General features: G+C 71.5%; 9 protein-coding genes. 1 reads left to right on the top strand and 8 read right to left on the bottom strand.

Going from position 1 to position 20,702, the window contains the following annotated elements; all coding sequences use genetic code 11:
• Nucleotides 1-72 precede the first annotated feature (72 nt).
• Nucleotides 73-3,528: a DEAD/DEAH box helicase gene (locus DXK32_RS16330; RefSeq protein WP_114859479.1), complete on the top strand. Its 3,456-nt coding sequence runs from the start codon at nucleotides 73-75 to the stop codon at nucleotides 3,526-3,528.
• A 42-nt stretch (nucleotides 3,529-3,570) separates the two neighbouring features.
• Here the strand turns inward: DXK32_RS16330 and DXK32_RS16325 are convergent, their stop codons facing one another.
• The 8 genes from DXK32_RS16325 to DXK32_RS16290 form a co-directional block, all read right to left on the bottom strand.
• Entirely contained in the window at nucleotides 3,571-5,136 is a 1,566-nt protein-coding gene (locus DXK32_RS16325; protein ID WP_247877187.1) for an alpha/beta hydrolase-fold protein, read from the bottom strand.
• A 41-nt stretch (nucleotides 5,137-5,177) separates the two neighbouring features.
• Nucleotides 5,178-12,392, bottom strand: a complete 7,215-nt coding sequence (locus DXK32_RS16320; RefSeq protein ID WP_114859478.1) for a non-ribosomal peptide synthetase — start codon at nucleotides 12,390-12,392, stop codon at nucleotides 5,178-5,180.
• Nucleotides 12,393-12,547: 155 nt separating this feature from the next.
• Nucleotides 12,548-12,769, bottom strand: coding sequence for an MbtH family protein (locus DXK32_RS16315; protein ID WP_114859477.1), 222 nt, complete (start codon nucleotides 12,767-12,769; stop codon nucleotides 12,548-12,550).
• 26 nt (nucleotides 12,770-12,795) lie between these two features.
• Nucleotides 12,796-13,551, bottom strand: coding sequence for a 2,3-dihydro-2,3-dihydroxybenzoate dehydrogenase (gene dhbA / locus DXK32_RS16310; protein WP_114859476.1), 756 nt, complete (start codon nucleotides 13,549-13,551; stop codon nucleotides 12,796-12,798).
• On the bottom strand, nucleotides 13,548-14,423 hold the full coding sequence (locus tag DXK32_RS16305) for an isochorismatase family protein (RefSeq protein ID WP_114859475.1): 876 nt from the start codon (nucleotides 14,421-14,423) through the stop codon (nucleotides 13,548-13,550). Before DXK32_RS16305 ends, dhbA begins: the two co-directional genes overlap by 4 nt.
• A complete protein-coding gene (locus DXK32_RS16300; protein ID WP_114859474.1) occupies nucleotides 14,420-16,057 on the bottom strand; it encodes a (2,3-dihydroxybenzoyl)adenylate synthase in 1,638 nt (545 codons plus the stop codon). Before DXK32_RS16300 ends, DXK32_RS16305 begins: the two co-directional genes overlap by 4 nt.
• On the bottom strand, nucleotides 16,054-17,259 hold the full coding sequence (locus DXK32_RS16295; RefSeq protein WP_114859473.1) for an isochorismate synthase: 1,206 nt from the start codon (nucleotides 17,257-17,259) through the stop codon (nucleotides 16,054-16,056). The genes DXK32_RS16300 and DXK32_RS16295 overlap by 4 nt, the downstream gene beginning before the upstream one ends.
• Before the next feature lie 236 nt (nucleotides 17,260-17,495).
• Nucleotides 17,496-20,645 (bottom strand): efflux RND transporter permease subunit, encoded by a 3,150-nt coding sequence (locus DXK32_RS16290; protein ID WP_114859472.1) that lies wholly within the window; start codon nucleotides 20,643-20,645, stop codon nucleotides 17,496-17,498.
• Between the last annotated feature and the right edge of the window lie 57 nt (nucleotides 20,646-20,702).

Here is a 20,702-nt window from a genome sequence, read left to right as displayed (position 1 = left end):
ACGCCGGGTTTCCTGAAGGACCCATCTTCTGAGCGAGCCGGGTCATCCAGGGGAGTCGAAGGGGATGCCTACGTGATCAGCCAGTCCATGCTCCGCCGCCATTTCGACGTGGCGGCCTTCGAACGGGGCGAGCGCTATTATCGCGAGGGACGAGTAACCGCGCTCCACTGCGAAGCCGGCACGGACGGCGCCGTTCGTGTGACGGCGTGTGTGCGCGGCTCGCAGCCGTCGCCGTACCGCCAGGACATCCGGCTGTTCCTGCGCGGCGGCGTCCCTGCGTCCATCAGCGGTGTCTGCGAGTGCCCGGTGGGCCTGAACTGCAAGCACGTCGTCGCCGCCGTCATCGCCTGGGCCGGTGCGTCGGCCGATATGGCGCCCCCGTCTCCGGGCTCGCCCGAGCTGCCGGTGGCCGTCCGCCGGATGTTGTCCCGGATGGAGGCGGCGGCGGCGCTCGATTCGGGTGACAGCTATCCGGACACGGTGCGCACCCGCCTGCTTTATGTCCTGCGGATGGACGAAAAGGCGGATGGCTGCGAGGTGGTGGCCCGCTTCGTGACCGTTTCCCTGCGCAAGGACGACCAGTTCGGGGCGCGGGAGAAGCCCTACGACCCCGAGAACGTCCGCAGTGCCTCGGTCGCCAAATTCGTCACGCCGGCCGACCGCGCCATCCTTTTGGCGGTGTTGGAGCAGCGCGGCTACGGCTTGTCGTCGTGGCACGGGACGCCGCTGCGGGCGGAGTGGGCGGTCTGGCTGATCGAGCGGATGCTGCGGACCGGCCGCCTGTACTGGGAGGATGTTCGAGCCAACCCGCCGCTGAGGCCGGGGCCGGTTCGGGTCGGCCGCGCCCGTTGGGAGCCCGACACCGAAGGCCGGCAGCGCTTCACCATCGATCTTGACACCGATGGCGCCGGCGCGTCGGTGCGTCTGCTGCCCACCGCGCCGCCAGTCTACATCGACCTCGACCGGTGGGAGTGCGGCACGGTCTCCGCCGAGGTGCCGGCGAACATGGCCGCCGCCCTGCTGGCGTCCCCGCCCCTGGCGCCGGCCGATGTCCCGGCCTTCCGTGACGGCGCCACACGGTTCGGCGCGCTGTTGCCGGTTCTTCCCGACCCGCCCACCGGTTCCGAAACCCGCCGGGTCGTACCGCGGCCGGTGCTGCGCCTGCTGCTCGGGCAACGACCGACCTTCCCATCCTACGGACGGTATCCGGCCGGAGACGCTTTCGACCCGAGCCTTCCGGTGGCCGGACTCAGCTTCGACTACACCGGCCGGCGCGTCGCGCTGGATGCGCCCTCGGCGCCGATCCAATGGATGGAGGACGGCGTCCTGGTCACGGTTCCCCGTGACGGCAAGGCGGAGGCCAAGGCCGCCGCCCGTCTTCGCAAACTCGGCCTGAGCGCCAGCGAGTTGCCCCTGACGGTAGCTGGGGATACGTCCGGCCAGCGCCGGCTCTTCACCATCGACGGCGACCTGTTCGATGTGGCCGCCGGCTGGCTGCGGCTCTGCGACACCGTCGTGCCGGCGCTGCGCACCGAAGGCTGGACCGTCGAGATCGACCGGCATTTTCCTTACCAGGTGGTCGAGGCGGCGGGCGACTGGGCGCTCGAACTGGGCGACGGGACCGGGATCGACTGGTTCGGCGTCACCCTCGGCGTGGAGGTTGGCGGCGAACGGATCGACCTGCTGCCGGTGCTTCGCTCCGTGATCGCCGTCCTGGGCAGCCCTGACTCCGATGCCTTCGATGCGGGCAGCGATGTCTGGAACGGCGGGGAGGACGAGGCCGTGCCGAGCGGCTTCGATCTGGCGCTGGATGCGCTGGCGCCGGAGGGCGCGCTGTACGTGCCGGTCGGCGACAGCCGTTTCCTGCCGCTCGCCGTCGATCGGGTGCGGCCGCTGATCCATGTCCTGATGGAGTTGTTCGGCCTGCAGGTGGACGGGGAGGGGTTGCGGATCGGCCGCGCGCAGCTGGGCGATCTCGCGGCGCTGGAGCACGCGGCGTCCACCGCCGGCATCCCGGTCCTGGGCGCCGACGCCGTCCGCCGCATGGCGGCGGCGCTGAGCGAGGCCGGCGGCATTCCCGCCGTCCCGGCGCCCGCCGGGCTCCGGGCGACGCTGCGGCCCTATCAGCAGGCCGGCCTGGCGTGGCTGCGGTTCCTGGCGGGGCACGGCTTCGGTGGCATCCTGGCCGACGACATGGGGCTCGGCAAGACGGTGCAGGCGCTGGCCCACCTGCTGGCCGAGAAGGAGGCCGGGCGGCTCGACCGGCCCAGCCTGCTCGTGGCTCCGACCAGTGTGCTCGGCAACTGGCGGGCGGAGGTGCAGCGCTTTGCGCCCGAACTGCGGACCCTGGTGCTGCACGGCCCGCAACGCAAGGCCGGACACGCCGCGATGGCGGACCATGATCTGGTGGTGACCTCCTACGCCCTGCTGCCGCGCGACGCCGCGGTGCTGGCGGAGCAGCGCTGGCATCTGGCGGTCTTCGACGAGGCGCAGTATCTCAAGAACCCTGCCTCGCAGGCGGCCAAGGCGGCGCAGAGGTTGCAGGCGCGGCAGCGGTTGTGCCTGAGCGGGACGCCGCTGGAGAACAATCTCGACGAGCTGTGGTCGCTGTTCTCGGTGGTGGTGCCAGACCTGCTCGGTGACCGCACCGGTTTTCGCCGGCAGTTCCGCACGCCCATCGAGAAGCACGGCGACGCCGGGCGCCAGCGGGTGCTGGCCCGCCGGCTGCGCCCGTTCCTGCTGCGCCGGACCAAGGAGGAGGTGGCCGCCGATCTGCCGCCCAAGACCGAGATCGTCGAGAGCGTGGAGCCGGGCGGCGCCCAGCGCGACCTCTACGAGACGATCCGTCTGGCCATGGACGCGCGGGTGCGCGAGGAGATCGCGCGCAAGGGGCTGGCGCGCAGCCGCATCACCATCCTGGACGCGCTGCTGAAGCTGCGGCAGGTCTGCTGCGACCCGCGGCTGGTGAAGCTGGAGACGGCGCGCCGGCGGACGGCGGCGGGGGCCGCCTCGGCCAAGCTGGCCCGCCTTTTGGAGATGCTGCCGGAACTGCTGGCGGATGGACGGCGTGTCCTGCTGTTCTCGCAGTTCACGTCGATGCTCGACCTGATCAAGCCCGAGTTGGAGGAGCGCGGCATTGCCTTCGCCGAGCTGACCGGCGCCACCAGGGACCGCGAGACTCCGGTGCGCCGGTTCCAGGCGGGTGAAGTGCCGCTGTTCCTGATCAGCCTGAAGGCCGGGGGCACCGGGCTTAACCTGACGGCGGCCGACACGGTGATCCACTACGATCCCTGGTGGAACCCGGCGGTTGAGGATCAGGCCACCGACCGCGCCCACCGCATCGGCCAGGACAAACCGGTCTTCGTCTACAAGCTGGTGACCGCCGGAACGGTCGAGGAGCGCATGCGCGACCTCCAGGAGCGCAAACGCCGGCTGGGCGAGGCCATCTACGACCATGAGGGGGCCGAGGCCGATGTCCTGAGCGCCGAGGACGTCGCCTTCCTGCTGGCGCCGCTCGACATCCTCTAAGCACCCCGGCCCAGCACCCCGGCCCAGTACCCCGGCGAAGCATCAGCGCCCGAACAGCGCCAGCAGGCCGTCGCCCAGGATGCCCCGCCAAGCGAACCGGTCGTGCCCGGCGGCATAGTCGCGGTAGGTAACCTCGTAGCCCTTGGCCTCCAGAACGTCCCGCAGGTGGCGGGAGCTTTCAAGGATGCCGATCTCACCGTCGCCTCCGCTCTCGAACAGGCCGGCGCTGAGGAAGAAACGCACCGGACGGCGATCACGGGACGCCACCAGTCCGGCGACATGCTCCGGGCGGTCCGGCGGTGCGTCGTCCGGATGCCACCAGAAGGAGCCGGACATGGACAGCGCGTTCCCGAACCGGTCCGGATGGGCCAGCGCTGCGGACACCGCCGCCAGCCCGCCGTAGCTGGACCCGGCCAGAACGGTGCGGTCGGGTCGGGTCCGGATGCCCATCCGCTCTCTCAACCAGGGAAGAAGCTCGTCGGCGAGCATCGCCGCGAAAGCGGGGTTGGCCGGCAGTTCGCGCTCCCTTGCCTCGGCGCTGGGGTTGGCGATGAAGACGGCGACGGTCGGCGGCAGGCGGCCATCGCCGGTCAGCCGGTCGAGCATGGTCGGAACCGGCGCGCGGCTGTCGAGATAGTCCGGCCCGTCGAACAGCAGCAGCAGGACCGTGTCCTTCTCCGTCGGATCGACGCCGGGCGGCGCGTAGACCACGACGTCCCGCCTGTTGCCGAGGATGCGGCTGGCGAAGCGTTCGGCGACGAGCCGGCCCGCCGGTTCGGCCCAGCCGCCTTCCAGGCCGGGTTGGGCAGGGGCGCCCGGCAATTCCACCAGGGAAGCCTGGTTGTAGGGATCGGGTGCGTCGGCCGGCCAGGGGTGATGGTTCAGCGGATCGGCTTGAAGCTGCGACAGGATGGCCAGCCGGCAGTCGCGGCAGGTTCCGCGGAACTCCGGAACGTCCGGCGCGATCCGGTAGGACAGGCGGGTGGAGGCCGGGACGACGAAGCTCTTGAACCAGACGTCGCTCCACTCCAGCCGCTCGAGATTTTCGTGGTTGGAGGTCGGTCCGCCGAGCAGGCGCACGTTGTGGCGGGCGCCCCGCGCCAGGAAGGTCATCACCACCCGGTCCGATCCCGGCGCGTTGGTCAATGGTTCCACCAGGGGCGTGCCACGCCGTGCGATGTCCTGCCAGAAGGCATCGGTCCCACCGCCGCGCCCCACGGTTTCCGCCAGGGCGGCAATGGTCGGGCTCAGATACTCCCGCCGGCCCGCACGCTGGTCCGAGACGGCGATGCGGCGGGTCAGCGCCAGCCGATAGCCGCCGGTCCCGCGCAGCGTGACGCGCAGCGCCGCCATACCGGGCTCGGCGACGAACCGGAAAACCTCCCGCCCTGTCGTGCCGTTCAGCAGCAGCCGGACGGGGCGCCCCTCCTGGTCGATCAGCCGCAGCTCCGCGGCGTCCGTTCCCGAATCGAGCACGCCTTCCACATAGTCGCCGTCGTCGAGGTCCAGGGAATGGACGGCGTCCTGTTCCGTCCCCACGACGGGAACGTCCAGGACCAGCGGGGAGCGCTCGGGCATCGCCGCGCAGGCGTTCAGAACCGTCATCATCAGTCCCACAAGTGTCAGACGCTTCAATCGCCCGGCCTTTCTCATCCGCCCACCGCGGCGCGGACCGGTTCCGCGTCGGCCGCCGCCGCTGCCTCAGCGATCACCCGGTCGAGCAGGGGGCCGACGATCCGCAGGGACGCCGGAGCGATGATGTCCTCGTGCGCGCAGTGGGACAGGCGGTGGACGGACAGGCGCCCGACGCGGCCTGCCCAGCTTCCCTCGGGATCGATCTCCGGCGGGATCGACTTCTCGGCCACGAACAGCGTCAGCTCGCCGTCGTAGGACGGGGTGCGGGCCTTCGAGAGAACCCGCACCGCGTCCTTGTAGTTGCCGAATATGTGGCCGAACATCTCCACCTTCTCCCGCCGCAGATCCTCGTCCATCACGTCGGCCAGGGCGTCGCTCAGGAACTGTTCCTGCTCGCGTTCCGCCGCCTGATCGGCGTCGGTGCGGCCGAGCCCGCTCCAGTCGTGGGCCTCCGCCGGGTAGGTGTCGAGCAGGCCAAGGAAATCCACCCGCTCCCCCATCCGTCGCAGCCGCACCGCCAAGCCGTAGGCGACCGTGCCGCCCAGCGAATAGCCCAGCAGGTGGTAGGGACCCTGCGGCTGCACCGCGCGCAGGATGGCGAGCTGGCGGTCGCACAGTTCGTCGAGGTCGGCGCTGAGCGCCAGCGGGCCGTTGGGACGTGGCGATTGCAGGCCGACGATGGGCCGGTCGCCGCTCACGTAACGCGACAGCACGCTGTACTGCCAGGACAGGCCGGACCCCGGATAGAGACAGATCAGCGGCGGCCCCGACCCGTCGCGCAGGCGGATCACCGGCGCGAAACCGAGATTCTCCGGCTCGTCCCGCCCGCCCGCTTCGGCCAGTTGGGTATTGGCCAACAGGGCGGCCAGCCGGGCGATGGTGGGGGCGACCATGATCTGGCTGACCGCCACCGGCTGACCCAGGTCGCGGCGGATGCGCGCCGCCAGCCGCATCGCCAGCAGCGAGTGTCCGCCGATGGCGAAGAAATCGTCGTCCGCAGCGATCCGCTCCCGCTCCAGCAGTTCGGCGAAGAGAACCGCCAGATGGCTTTCCAGGCCCGGCGCCGGTGGACGGCCCGACGCGGCCCCTTGGGCGGTCGCTGCGGGCAGAGGCAGCGCTTTGCGGTCCAGCTTGCCGTTCGGCGACAGGGGCAGGGTGGACAGCGTCACATAGGTGGCGGGCAGCATGTGCGGCGGCAGCGTGTCCCGCAGGGCGGCGCGGAGGGCGGCCTCGTCCACCGCGTGGCCCTCCGCCGGAACGAGGTAGGCGACGAGTTGGCGCCGGTCCATGCCGGCTTCTGACCCGCCGTCGCCCAGCGCCACGGCGGTCACCACCGCCTGGGCCACGCCGGGCAGGGCGGCCAGCGCGCTTTCGATCTCGCCCAGCTCGATGCGCTGGCCGCGGATCTTCACCTGATGGTCGGTGCGGCCCAGATACTCGACCACGCCGTCCGGCAGCCAGCGGGCGAGGTCGCCCGTGCGGTACATGCGCCGCCCCGCATCGAAGGGGTCGGCGACGAAGCGCGACGCCGTCAGGCCGGGCCGTCCGAGATAGCCGATGGCGAGCTGGTCGCCGCACAGATGCAACTCCCCCACCGCGCCGGGCGGCACCGGGCGCAGGGCGTGGTCGAGGATGCGGAGCCGCGTGTTCCACACCGGCCGGCCGATGGGAACGCCGCCATCTCCCTCGATCCAGGCGTCGGACGCCGGGCAATAGGTGACGTCCACCGCCGCCTCGGTCGGGCCGTAGAGGTTGTGCAGCGCCGCGCCGAAGCGGCCGGTGAAGGCGCGCGACAGGGTCCGCGCCAGCGCCTCCCCGCTGCAGAAGACGCGGGTCAGGCTGGTGCAGACCGCGGCATCGGGGCCGTGGCTTTCAATCACGCTGGCGGTGAAGAGGGCCAGCATCGACGGCACGAAGTGGATCGTGGTGATGCGGTGATCCTCGATCAGCCGGACCAGCGCCGCCGGGTCGCGGTGGGCCTCGGGCGGTGCCATGACCAGCCGCGCCCCGACCAGGAAGGACCAGAAGAACTCCCACACCGACACGTCGAAGCCGCAGGGCGTCTTCTGCAGGATCGCGTCGTCCGGCCCCAGCGGGTATTCGTTCTGCATCCACAGGATGCGGTTGACGATGGCGCCGTGCGACACCGCCACGCCCTTGGGCCGTCCCGTGGTGCCGCTCGTGTAGATGATGTAGGCCGGGTGTTCAGGGGCCGGGTGCTCCGGCGTCAGCCCGTCCGCGAGCAGAGGCGTTCCATATCCTGCCCCGCCGTCCTCATCGACGAACAGCACCGGCACCGCGTCGCCGAACAGCGGGCGCGAGGCCGCGTCGGTCATCAGGGCGCGCGGGCGGGCGTCGGACAGCATGAAGGCCAGCCGCTCCGCCGGATAGCCGAGGTCGAGCGGCAGATAGGCCGCCCCCGCCTCGATGACTGCCAGGATCGACAGGCTGAGGGACGCGGAGCGCGGCACGCCCACCGCGACCACGTCGCCGGGGCCCACGCCCAGGGCCCGCAGCCGCCCGGCCAGAACGGTCACCCGCCCTCGAACGTCGCGGAACGTCAGGCTCTCCCGCTCATCCTCCAGCGCAATGGCGTCCGGCGTGCGCGCCGCCTGCGCGACGAGGAGGTCGCGCAGCGTGGTCCGGGGAACCGCCCGCGCGGTGGCGTTCACCGCGGCGAGGTGCCGCCGCTCCCCCTCCGTCAGGGTCGGCAGGGCGGCCACGGGCGTCTCGGGATGGCGGACCAGCGCGACCAACAGGCTGCGGACCCGCTCCCCCAGCGCCGTCGTGTCGGGCACCGCGCCGCGGTTCTCCACCAGCAGGGTCAGCTCGCGGCCCGGCAGGACCAGCAGGGCCAGCGGGTAGTGGCTGTAGCCACGGTTGTGGACGCCGGAGACGCGGACGCCGCCGAGGTCGAGGGCCTCGTATCCGCTGTCCGGGTAGTTCTCCACGACCAGCAGCGTGTCGAACAGCGCGGCGCCGCCGGCCATCGCCTGAAGCTCCGACAGGCCCAGGCCGTCATGCTCCATCAGGGTGATGTGGCGCTCCTGGATGGCCGGAAGCTGCTCCCATAGCGACTGCGCCGGGTTAAGCGCCACCCGCACCGGCAAAGTGTTCAGGAACAGCCCCACCTGCTGTTCGACGCCCGGAACGGCAACGGAGCGTCCGGAAACCGGCGTGCCGAACAGCACGTCGTCGCGCCCCGCCAGATTGCTCAGCACAAGCCCCCACACCGCCTGCATCAGCGCGTTCAGGGTCAGCCCTTCCGCCCGCAGCCGGGAGAGGAGGGCGTCGGTCAGCTCCGCCGGCAGGGCCAGCTCCGCCTCCTCCATCGGCGCGTCGCCGCCGGAGCGGGCCGGGTCGAACAGGACGGTTGGGGTGGCCCCGGCCAGCGCCGCGCCCCAGGCGTCCCGGCTCGCGGCCCGGTCACGGGCCAGCAGGCCGTGGATCACCGCCGGATAGCCGATGGCCAGGGGCGTCAGCGCGCCGGGACCCTGCCCATAGGCGGTCAGCAGGTCGCGCAGCAGCAACGGCGTCGACCAGCCGTCCACCACCAGATGATGCACGGCGATCAGCAGCCGATGACGGTCCGGCGCGGTGCGGACGAGGATGGCCTTCACCAAGCCCAGGAAGCGGTCGGTCGGGTTGGCACGCTCCGCCGCCGCCGCCTCGATGCGGGCCAGTTCCGCGGCGCGGGCCTCCGGCGCTTGGTCCGACAGGTCGTGCCGCTCGACGGCCCACAGTCCGGCGCCGCCGTCCGGCAGGGCTGGGATGACCAGCAGCGGGTCGCCGCCACCGTCATGGTCGAACAGCCCGGCAAGCTGCGGGTGGCGGAGCAACACCGCGTCGAAGGCCCGCTCCAGCCGCTCCGCGTCCAGCGGCCCGTCGAGGTCGAGAGCGGTGAAGGCGTTGTAGGCGCTGGCCTTTCCGCCGAGCTGGTTCTGGAACAGCATGCCCTTCTGCAAAGGCAGCAGCGGCACCGCCGCGGCGACCGGGCCGTGACGGACCTCCAGCGCCGCCAAATCGACGGCGGGCGTCGCCATGGCGGTTCGGCGTTCTGCAACCAGCGCCGTCAGGGCGAGCGCCATGCGCCGCGGGTCGCGTCCGGCGAAGACGTCGCGCGGGCGCAGCTCGAACCCGTGGGCGCGCAGGGCGCTGCCCAGCGCGATGGCGCTGATGCTGTCGCCGCCGAGCGCGAAGAAATCGGCGTCGGCGCCGACCGCCGGCAAGCGCAGAACCGTCGCCATGGCGCGGCAGAGCAGCGCCTCCGCCGGGGTGGCGGGAGCCGCGCCGCCGGTCTCCGCCGCCGGGGCGGGCAGGCGGGCGCGGTCCACCTTGCCGTTGACGGTCAACGGGAAGGCGTCCAGCACCACCAGCGCCGAGGGCACCATGTAGTCGGGCAGCCGCTCGCGCAGCCCGTGCAGCAGGTCGCGGGACGTCCGATCCACCCCCTCCGCCAGGGTGCAGTAGGCGATCAGCCGGTGGCTGCCGTTCACCGCCTCCGCCACCACCAGCGCGCCGGACACGCCGGGCAGGCGGTGAAGGGCGGCCTCGACCTCCGGGATCTCGATGCGGTAGCCGCGGACCTTGATCTGGTGGTCGGCGCGACCGATGAAGTCGATCTGCCCATCGCCGGTCCAGCGCACCAGATCGCCGGTGCGATAGAGCCGCCCGCCCGATCCGAAGGGGCCCGAGCCAAACGGATCGGCGACGAAGCGCTGGGCGGTCAGCCCCGGACGGCCCACATAGCCCGCTGCCAGACCGGCGCCGCCGATGTACAGCTCGCCCACGGCGCCCACCGGCACCGGGCGCAGCCGGCTGTCCAGCACATGGACCCGCACATTGCCGACCGGGCGCCCGACCACCGGCCGCTCCGCCGCCGTGACGGGCGCGCGTAGCGTGTCCACCGTGTTCTCGGTCGGGCCGTAGAGGTTCACCGCCATCAGATCGGCATGGCCGCGAAGGTCCGCCCACAGGGCGGGGGAGGCCGCCTCGCCGCCGATCAGGATCAGCGTCGGCTGGTGATGGCCCGGCTCCATCAGACCGCAGGCCAGCATCTGCGCGCAGAAGGAGGGCGGCAGGTCCATGGCGTCGATGCGCCGGTCCCGCACCTCCCGCACCAACGCGTGGGCGTCCCGCCGCATCTCCTCGTCGAAGACGTGAAGCTCCTGCCCCAGCAGCATCCAGAAGATCTGCAACCAAGAGGAATCGAAGGCGAAGGAGTGGGTGTGGGCGGCCCTCAGGACGCGGGTGCCGTGGCGCTGCCGAACGGCCTCCAGGGCCGGGCCGTAGACTGTCGCCGTGTGCGACAGCAGCAGGTTCAGCAGCGCGCCGTGGGTGTTCATCACCCCCTTCGGGCGCCCGGTGGAGCCGGAGGTGAAGATGATCGTGGCGACATGGCCGGGCGTCAGGGGCGCCTTGCGCTCCGCCGGCGCGACGGGGCCGCCGGGCAGGGCGGCGCAGGCGGCCAGCAGGTCGGCGTCGTCCAGGCACAGCGCCTCCAGCCCGGCGGGCAGCCGCCCGGCCACCGAGGCCCAACTCAGGGCGCAGAGCGGCCCGGCGTCCTCGCACATCATCGCCAGCCGCTCGGTGGGGTAGTCGAGGTCCAGTGGCAGGTGGGTGGCGCCGCTCGCCAGAACCGCCAGCATGGCGACCACCGTGTCGGCGGAGCGCGGAACCGCCACCGCCACCACGTCGCCGGGGCCGACGCCGCGCGCGATCAACAGACGCGCCAGCCGCGACACCGCGCCCGACAGCTCCGCGAAGGGGATGCGGGTTTCGCCGAACACCAGCGCCGTGGCCTCCGGCGTCTCGGCGGACTGGCGGTCCAAAACCTCCACCAGGGTCGCCGGGCGCTCCGGGGCGGCGAAGACGGGACCGCTGGACCAAGCGGCGATGGCCGCTTCCTCGTCGGCGTCCATCACCGGCAGGCCGTCCAGCGGAGCGCTGGTCACGGCGGCGTCGAGCAGCCGGATCAGGCGCCGGGCGTGGCGGGCCAGTTCGCCCACCGTGTAGCGCGTGCGGTCGGCGCGCAGTTCCAGCGCGATGCCGCCGCCGCGCGTCATCAGGCCGAACTCGAAATCGTCCACCGGGCCGGTCGCCAGATGGTGGGTGACCGCCTCCACGCCCGCGAAGTCCAGGTCGTAATCGAACAGGCGGTAATTGACCACCGGGCCGTAGAGCGCCTTTCCCGACCCGACCTGACCCAGATCGCGGGGGATGCGCTCCGCGTCGTAGCGCTGGTGCCGGCGCGCCTCCCGCAGCGCGGCGCGCACCCGTCCGGCGGCCTCGGCCAGCGTGCCGGCCCCGGTCAGGTCGATGCGCACCGGCAGCACGTTGACCACCGGAGCCATGGCGTGGACGGCGGCGGAGCCCATGCGCCGCATGAAGGGAACGCCCACCACCGGGCGGGGGTCGCCGGACAGCCGGTGCAGATAGACGGCGATGCCGGCCATCGCCAGATCGGCGACCGACACGCCGCAATGCTCCGCCAGCGTGCCAAGCGCGCGGGCCAGCGGGTCGGGCAGGGCGGCGGTGTGGGCCACCACCTCCGACGTCGCCTGCTGCTCGGTCGGCTTGGCTCCCTGGACGGAGAGGGTCAGCGGCGCCGGAAAATCCCGGCACAGCCCGCTCCAATAGGCGCGGTCGCGGACCAGCGCATCGGATTCGAGATAGGCCGCTTCCTCCTCCGCCACCGCGGCGACGGAGACGAAGGGGCAGGAGGCCGGCGCCCGCCCCGCGACAGCCGCGCCGTACAGATCGGCGATGCGGCGGGTCAGCGCGTTGAAGCTGTAACCGTCCAGCATGATGTGGTGGTAGCGCTGGTACCAGATCCAGCGCGGCGCTCCGTCTGCCCCGGTGACGTCGAACAGGATGTGGCGGCACAGCGGGCGGTCGCCATCGGCGGGCAGGTCTGCGGCCAGATCGTCGGCCATGACGGCGCGCGCCGTCGCCTCCGGGTGGGTGGCGGTGGTCAGGTCCATACGCTCCGGCTCGGCCACCGGATCGCCGCCCAAAATCTGGACGACGCGGCCGTCCCGTTCGGCGAAGCGCGCGGTCACCGTGTCGGCCTCCGCCAGCCCGTCGCGGATGGCCTGGGACAGGCGCACGGCGTCGATGGCGCCGTTCAGCTCAATGGCGTGGGCGATGACATAGGCGTTCTTCCGGGCCGCGACCTGATCCGCCAGCCAGATGCCCAGTTGCGTGCCCAGCAGGGGGATGATGCGCATGGCCCTGTCCTTGATATGAAACGTTGAATTCCCTCTCCCCCTGGGGAGAGGGTTAGGGTGAGGGGGTTGCGCGTGTCGAGACGTTCGGCACAAGCGCAACCCCCTCACCGGCCCTCCGGGCCACCCTCTCCCCAGAGGGGAGAGGGCTATGAAGCTCAGGCGGCGGCCGGGGTGAGGCTGGTGGGGGTGAGGCTGGCCCAGGCGGCCTCGATATGGTCGAGGCAGGCGGCGCGCCCGGCGGGGCCGAAGACGGCGGTCCAGCCCTCCGGCACCGCGGCGAAGCACGGCCACAGGCTGAACTGGCCGGCATCGTTCATCAGCGCCAGGAAGTCGTGACGGTCGTCGTCGAAGGGGTTCACATACTGGTCGTTCGTCATTGGATCATTCCTGGAAACGATAAGGATCAGCGCCCCAGCGTCGCTCCGCCGTCCACCAGCAGGTCGGCCAGCGTGATGTGGCCGGCGGCGGGCGAGGCGAGGAAGACCACCGTCTCCGCCACGTCGCGCGGCGTGCCGAGCTTGCCGAGCGGGATGCCGAGCTTGTGCTGGCCGGGATTGCCCCGGATGGTCTGCGCCGCTCCGTCCGGCCCGCTCCACAGCGCGCGCTGCATGGGCGTGTCGGTGGAGCCGGGGGAAACGACGTTGCAGCGCACGCCGTAGGGCGCCAGCTCCAGCCCCACCGCCATGGTCAGGCTGGTCAGCGCCGCCTTCGACGCGCCATAGGCGGCCATGCCGATCCGCGGCACATGGGCGGCGTTGGACGACACGCTGACAATGGCGCCGCCGTTCCCCCCGCTTTTGAAGGCCGGGATCACCGCCCGCATCATGTGGAAGGGACCGGCCACGTTGACGGCGAAGCTGTCGCGCCAGTCGTCATCGGTCGTGTCCTCCACCGGTCCCATGCGCAGGATGCCGGCGACGTTGGCCAGGACGTCGATCCGCGTTCCTTCCGCGAACAGCGCCCGGCAGGTTCCGGCCACCGCGTCGGCGTCGGCGATGTCCAGCGTCACGGCGCGGTAGGGCCGCTCCCCGCTGTCGTGCCAGTGGCGGTCGAAGGCGACGACGATGGCGCCGCGGGCGTGGAAGAGGTCGGCCACGGCCCGCCCGATCCCTTGCCCGGCGCCGGTCACCCAGGCGGTCCGGCCCGCGAAGTCCGTCATGCCGCCACACGCCCGGACGCGGCCAGCCGGGGCTCGATCAGCGCCCACCAGCCGTTGATGCTCGGCTGCGCGGCCAGCTCGGCGAAGCCGACCTCGACGCCGGCGGCCTTCCAGCGGTCCACCACCTGCATCACCGCGATGGAATCGAGGCCGAAATCCATCAGGTTGTCGTCGTCCCCCGGCGCTTCGTCGAGCGAGGCGAGCAGGATGCGCCGCAGCCCCTCCTTGCTCAGCACCGCCGCGGGGGCGGCCAGCACACTGTCGGAATGGATCGTCCGCCCGGCGTTGCGCGCGACGTAGCGCAGCGCCATCATGTGATCCTCGCGCGAGAAGTCGGCGATGGCGTCGGCGATCAGGAAGGGCTTGATGCCGCGCATGAAGGCGTCCAGCGCCGTCTGCATCACGCCGATGTGCGCGTAGATCCCGCAGATCAGGAGCTGGTCGCGCCCGGCCTCCGCCATCATCTCGGCCAGCGGCGCGCGGAAGAAAGCGCTGTAGCGCCATTTGGTCAGCACCCGGTCGTCGGCGTCCGGGGCCAGCGGGGCGACGATGCCGGCGAGGTCCGGCTTGGCCGTCAGGCCCGGCCCCCACAGGTCGTTCAGCAGGCCGCGGTCGGCGTCGGACTGCACCGCCGGCTGGGCCGTGTAGACGACCGGCACGCCCAGCGCTTTCAGATGGCGCTTCAGCCGGACGATCCGGTCGATGCAGCTGACGATGGCCGGGTTCGCCGCGCCATAGAAGCCGACGAAATAGTCCTGCATGTCGTGGATCAGCAGGACGGCGCGGGCGGGGTCGAGGTTCCAGGACAGCTTGTCCTGTGGCAGCTCCGCCGCGGTGGGCAGGGCGTAGGGGGCGATGGATCGGATGGTCATGATGCGGTCGTTTCCATGGATGCGTTGTCTTGGCGCGCCCGCTCGCGCAGGGTCTGCTTGTCGACTTTGCCGACGGCGGTCTTGGGCAGGTCCGGGACGAAGACGAAGCGGTCGGGCAGCTTGAAGTCGGCGAGCCCCTGGCCGCGCAGGAAGCGGCGCAGCTCCGACGGTTTGGTGCCGGGCGGGGCGATCACGAAGGCGCAGGACCGCTCGCCCATCAGCGCGTCGGGCATGGCGACGACGGCGGCGTGGCCCACCGCGGGATGGGCGGCCAGCAGGTCCTCGACCTCCTGCGCGTCGATCTTCTCGCCGCCGCGGTTGATCTGGTCCTTGTTGCGCCCGCAGACGACGAGGTTGCCGCCCGGCGCCAGGCTGACCAGATCGCCGCTGCAATAGAAGCCCTCGGCGTCGAAGACGCGGGCGTTGTGCGCCTCGGCCTTGTAATAGCCGCGGAAGGTGTAGGGGCCGCGGGTCCACAGCTCGCCCACCGTGCCGGGCGGGACCGGGTGGCCGGCGGCGTCGAGGATGCGGATCTCGTCGTCGGGGCTCATCGGGCGGCCCTGGGTGTTGACCACCGTCCAGGCATCGTCGTCGAGCCGCGTGTAGTTCACCAGCCCTTCCGCCATCCCGAAGACCTGCTGGAGGCGGCAGCCCAGCCGCTCCGGCACCCGCTCGGCGACGGCGGGGCTGAGCTTGGCGCCGCCCACCTGGACGACCTCCAGGCTCGACAGGTCCTCGGCGCCGCCGGCGGCCTCCAGCCAGACCGACAGCATCGGCGGGACCAGCGCCGCCCAGGTGACGCGGTGGCGCGCGATCAGCGGGAAGCAGGTGGCGGGGCTGGGGTCGCCGGCCATCACCACCGTGCCGCCGGCGTGGAACACGCCGAGCGCGCCGGGCGAGCTGAGCGTGAAATTGTGCGGCGCCGGCAGGGCGCAGAGGAAGCGGCAGGACCCGTCCAGCCCGCAGATCTCGACGCTGCGGCGGACGCTGTAGAGATAGTCGTCGTGGGTGCGCGGGATCAGCTTCGGCGTGCCGGTGCTCCCGCCGGACAGCTGGAAGAAGGCCACGCCTGACGGGTCGGCGGCCAAGTCGGCGACGGGGGCCGGCCCGGCGTCCTCCTCCGCCAAGGCATCGCCGTCGGCCCAGGCGAGGCCGCCGATCCCGTCGTCGGACGGCGCGCCGAGCAGGAGCAGCCGCTCCGCCCCGACGGTCTGCGTCATCAGGGCGACCAAGGCCTGGTCCGCCGCCGGCAGCACGGCCAGCGCCGGCTCTATCTGGCGCGCGTAGGCGGTCAGCTCGTAGACGCCGTGGCTGTTCAGCGCGTTGACCGGCACCACGCCGCAACGCAGCAGGGCGAAGAAGACCAGATAGAATTCCGCGCGGTTGGGCACGCGGACCAGCGCCGTGTCGCCGGGCCGCAGGCCGCGGGCACGGAAGGCCACCGCCAGACGGAACGACTGGCGCTGCAGGTCGGCGTAGCGGAACCGGCGCTCTCCGCAGAGGATCGCGGTGGCCTCCGCCGCAGCGCCCCGGTGACGGTCGATCACGTCGGTCAGCGGGTCGCCGGTCCAGTAGCCCTTGGCGCGGTAACGCTCCGCGAACGCGGCGGGCCAAGGCGTGAAGGGAATGGTCACGACGCCAGCTCCACCGGAAGGTCGGTGTTGGAGGGCCGGGCGGACGCGACGCCGAACAGGTTCAGCATGGTGGTCAGCTTGGCCGCCGTCTCTTCCCACTCCGCCGCCGGGTCGGACTCCGCGACGATCCCGGCCCCGGCATAGAGGCGCAGATGCCGGCCCTGGACCAGCCCGCAGCGGATGGACAGCGCCCATTCGCCGTTGCCCCGGCTGTCCATCCAGCCGACCATGCCGCCGTACCAGTTGCGGGCGTACCCCTCCAGCCGCTCGATGGCGTCGCGGGCGAGGCCGGTCGGCGTGCCGCAGATCGCCGGCGTGGGGTGCAGCGCGTGGGCGAGCCGCAGCGACGACACCGCCGGATCGGCCAGCTCGCCGGTCAGTTCGGTGGACAGGTGCAGCATGGTCGGGGTGCGGATCACGCTGGGCGCGTCCGGCACGGACAACGGGTTGCAATGGGGGGCGAGCGCGGCGCGCACGGCATCGACGACGTAGCGGTGCTCTGTCCGGTCCTTGGCCGAGGCGAGCAGGGCGGCGGTGCGCTGGCGCTCCACCGTGGCGGACGGGCTGCGCGGGGCGGACCCGGCCAGCGGGTTGCTGACCACGGTCCGCCCGGTCTTGCGGATCAGCAGTTCCGGACTCGCCCCCACCAGGGTCTGTCCGTAGGCGACCGGGGCCGCGAAGACGTGGGCTCCGGGATTTTGCCGCAGCAGGGCGCGCAGCAGGCGGCCCGGCGCGAAGGGTTCGCGCGCTTCCACGTCGAGCGGACGCGACAGAACGACCTTTTTCAACGCGGTGTCGCGGAACAGGTCGATGGCCTGGGCCACCGCCGCTTCGAAGGCGTTGCGCCCCACCGTCTCATCAAGGGCGGTCAGCGCGACGGGGTCGGGGTCGGCGGCCATGCGGCCGGCATCCTCGCAATCGCAATGCTCGGGGATGAAGAGGCGGGCGTGCTGCCGTCCGTCGAAGGGGACGGCGCCGACCAGGATGGGATTCTCGACACCCTGGGCCTTGCGGCGGCGGAAGGCGCGGTCCAGCGCCTCCTCCCACCGGCCATCGGCGAAGCTGCGGTCGTCGAGGGCGACGTCCAGCCGCTCATCCACGCCATAGGCTTTCAGGACGCGGCCGCGCGAGGCGAAGGCAAAATCCGGGTCGGAACGGCCGCCGGGCGGCCGCTCCCCGGCGGGCAGGGGTAGAACGTCCATGGAAACACGAGCCTCCACTGTCCATCCGCCAGCGCGGACGACGTTGACATGTTCGGAAAAAAGGCGCGCCGCCATCGGTCCGTGTGGGCGCGGGAATCACCACCGGCGTTCTGCCGGGGTCGTGAGCGGCGTCCGCATGCATAAAAATGCGAATGATTCTCATTCGCAATATAGGGATATGTCCGATTCCGCGCAAGCGCTTTCTGCAACCGACGCGGGATTTTTCGCTCTCGGAATTAATCGCCCGCTTCGGCCACCCTCCGGTCGTGCGTTCTGGCGCCCAAACGGTCGGACAGGCGGAAGACCAGGGACAGCACGACGGGCAGGACCGTCACCGTCACCAAGCTAGAGATCAGCAGGCCGCACAGCACGACCAGTCCCAGCCCGCGGTACAGCTCCGTTCCGGCGCTGGACACCGCCACCATCGGGATCAGGCCGGCAATCGTCGTCACCGTGGTGATCAGGATGGGATGCAGCCGGCTTTGCAAGGCGTCGGCGATGGCCTCCGCTCCGGACATGCCGTGCGTCCGGCGGTTCACGGCGGCCTGTTCGACGATCAGGATGGGGTTGTTCACCACCGTCCCGACCAGCACCAGGAAGCCCATCATCGTCAGCACGTCGAAGGGCTGCGGCGGACCGAAGCCTCCCGGCAGGCCGGCGGCGAGGTTGTAGAGCCACAGCCCGACCAGCCCGCCGCCGATCCCCGTGGGCACCACCGCCATGATGATCAGCGGATAGCCCCAGTGCGAAAAGACGGCGACCAGCACCAGATAGGTGATGGCGAGAGCCAGCAGGAACCCGCCGGTTAGGGCGGAGCGCAGCTCGTCCAGCGATCCGCCGGCCCCGGTGATGCGGGTGCTCATCCCGTCGGGAATCACGCCCTCGGCGCGCAGCCGGTCCACCAGATCGCTCCGCACCGCGGCGATGCCGGATTCCAGCGCCACCGAGCGCGGCGGGATGATGGTCAGGGTGACCGTCCGGAACCCGTCGATCCGCGCGATGCTGGAGGCGCCCACGGTTTCCCGCAGCTCGGCGAGGCTGGACAGCGGCACCGGGGCGCCGCGGCCGGTGTGGAGCACCAGATCGGCGAAGCCCTGGCGGTCGCGGCCCAGGCCCCCGGCCACCCTCAGATACATGTCCAGCGTCTCGTCGTTCAGCAGATACTCGTCGGCGAAGGCGCCGTCCGAATAGGCGCGCAGCGTGTAGCCCAGCTCGGCCAGCCCGATGCCCATCTCGGCGGCGCGCTCCCAGTTCGGGTGCAGCTCCAGGAAGGGCTGCGACATGGCCAGCGTGGGTGGGGAGGGATCGCTGTTGACCTGCCCGTCGGGGAACAGGTCGCCCGCGCGATCGAGCACCGTCAGCGCCGTGGCGTAGAGCGTGGTCAGATCGCCGCCGCTCAGCTCCAGCCGGATGGCGCGGGCGCCGCCGCTGTTACCGGAGAAGATCGACCCGCGCGCGGCGAAGCCCCGCATGCCGGGAATCGCCCGCATCCGCTTGGTGACGTTGGCGATCAGCGCGTCGGTGTCGGCGGGGTTTATCGGCTCCGTCACGAAGCGGATGAAGCCGGGGCGGATGAAGCTGAGGTTGACGCGCAGCGGCGGAATGCCGGTCTCGGCGTCGGTGCTTGCCGCGCCCACCTGACGGCTCAGCAGCGGGTCGATCTGCCGCCAGACCTCCTGCATCGCGTCCATGCTGTAGCCGGGCGGGGCGGCCATGAAGCTGAAGACGGTGGCCTCCTCGCCCTCCGGCAGATATTCGGCGGGCGGCACCATGGTGAGCATGACGGCCACCATGGCCGCGGCGGAGACGGCGAGGATCGTCAGCTCCCGCCGGGCGCTGCGCAGCATCCAGCGCACCGCCACACCCAACGCGCCGTCCTTTGGCGCCTTTGCCGCCGGGGACGCCACCGACCAGCGCCCGGCGACGACGGGGACCAGCACGAGGGCGGCGACCATCGACATGACGACGGCGCCGGTGATGGCGATGGCGATGTCGGAATAGAGCTGCCCGGCCTCCGCCGTAATGAACAGCACCGGCAGGAAGACCAGGACGGTGGTGAGGGTGGAGGACAGGATCGCCGGCCACACCTCGGCGATGCCGTCCTCGGTCGCGGCGGCCTTCGGCTTGCCCATGCGCAGGTGGCGGGCGATGGCGTCCAGCGCGACCACGCTGTTGTCGAGAGTCATGCCGATGGCGAAGGCGACGCCGGACAGCGAGATCACGTTGATGCTGCGCCCGGCCGCCGCCAGGACCAGCAGGGTCGCCAGCGTGCAGACCGGCATGCTTGCCGCCGCCGCCGCGGTCGCCGGGATGGAGCGCAGGAACAGCAGGAGCACCACCGCGGCCAGGACGCTGCCGGCGATCAGGTTGCTCAGCACGTTGTCGATGGACCGTTCCATGTAGCGCACGTCCTCCGACAGCAGCCGCATGGTCAGCCCGCGCTCCTTCAGGGCGTGGCGGTTCAGCTCCTCCACCGCCCCGGTCACCGCCTCCTTGACGGCGATGACGTTGGCGCCGGCCCGCTTGCCGATGGTGACGAGCAGGGTGGGGCGCCCGTCGGCGAAGGCGACGCTGCGCGCCTCCTGGGTCGCCATGGTCACCGAGCCGACGTCGCGCAGGCGGATGGCCGTTCCGTTCTCGCGCGCGACGATCAGATCGGCCAGATCCTCCAGATCGGCGAAGCGTCCGATGGTGCGCAGGAAATAGCGGCGCTTGCCGAAGTCGCGGTCGCCGCCGGAGACGTCGCGGTTGCGCGCCCGCACGGCGTCGCGCACCGTCCCCACATTCAGGTTGCGGGCGGACAGCTTCAGCGGGTCGAGCAGGATGTGGATTTCCTGCGCGGCCCCACCGATCACCTCGGCCTTCGCCACGCCGGCCACACGCTCCAGCCGGGGGCGCAGGACGTTCTCGATCCAGTTGGTCTCACGCTGGATGGAGTCCGCGTCGGTGGAGCCGTCCAGCCGCTCGACGCCGAAGAACAGGAAGGGCTCGGCCGTCGCGGATTCGGCGACGATGCGCGGGCGGTCCACCGTCTCCGGATAGTCGGTGACCTGCGACAGCGCGTTGTCGATGTGGATCAGCGCCTCGTCGACGGAGGTGCCGGAGGGGAACTCCAGCTCCACCTGACCGCCGCCGAACTCGGCGTTCGAGGACAGGCGGACGAGGCCGGGGATGGCGCGCAGGTACTTTTCCTGCTCGATCAGGATCTCCTGCTCGACGTCCTGCGGGGTGGCGCCGGGCCAGTTGGTGTCCACCATGATCCGGCGCGGGCTGATGTCGGGGATCATCTGCACCGGAATGCGGAAGACCGACACCGCGCCCAGCAGGCACAGGATCAGGACCGACACCAAAGCGGCCAGCGGGTTGCGCAGGATCAGGCGGGTCATCGCGACTCCGGATAGGAAACTTGCGGTTTCCCCTCTCCCCTCCGGGGAGAGGGTTAG

Source organism: Azospirillum brasilense, from assembly GCF_003349955.1.
GTDB lineage: Bacteria > Pseudomonadota > Alphaproteobacteria > Azospirillales > Azospirillaceae > Azospirillum > Azospirillum brasilense_B.
The sequence above is the reverse complement of the archived record's forward strand: the minus strand, read 5'-3'. Positions and strand labels throughout refer to the sequence as shown.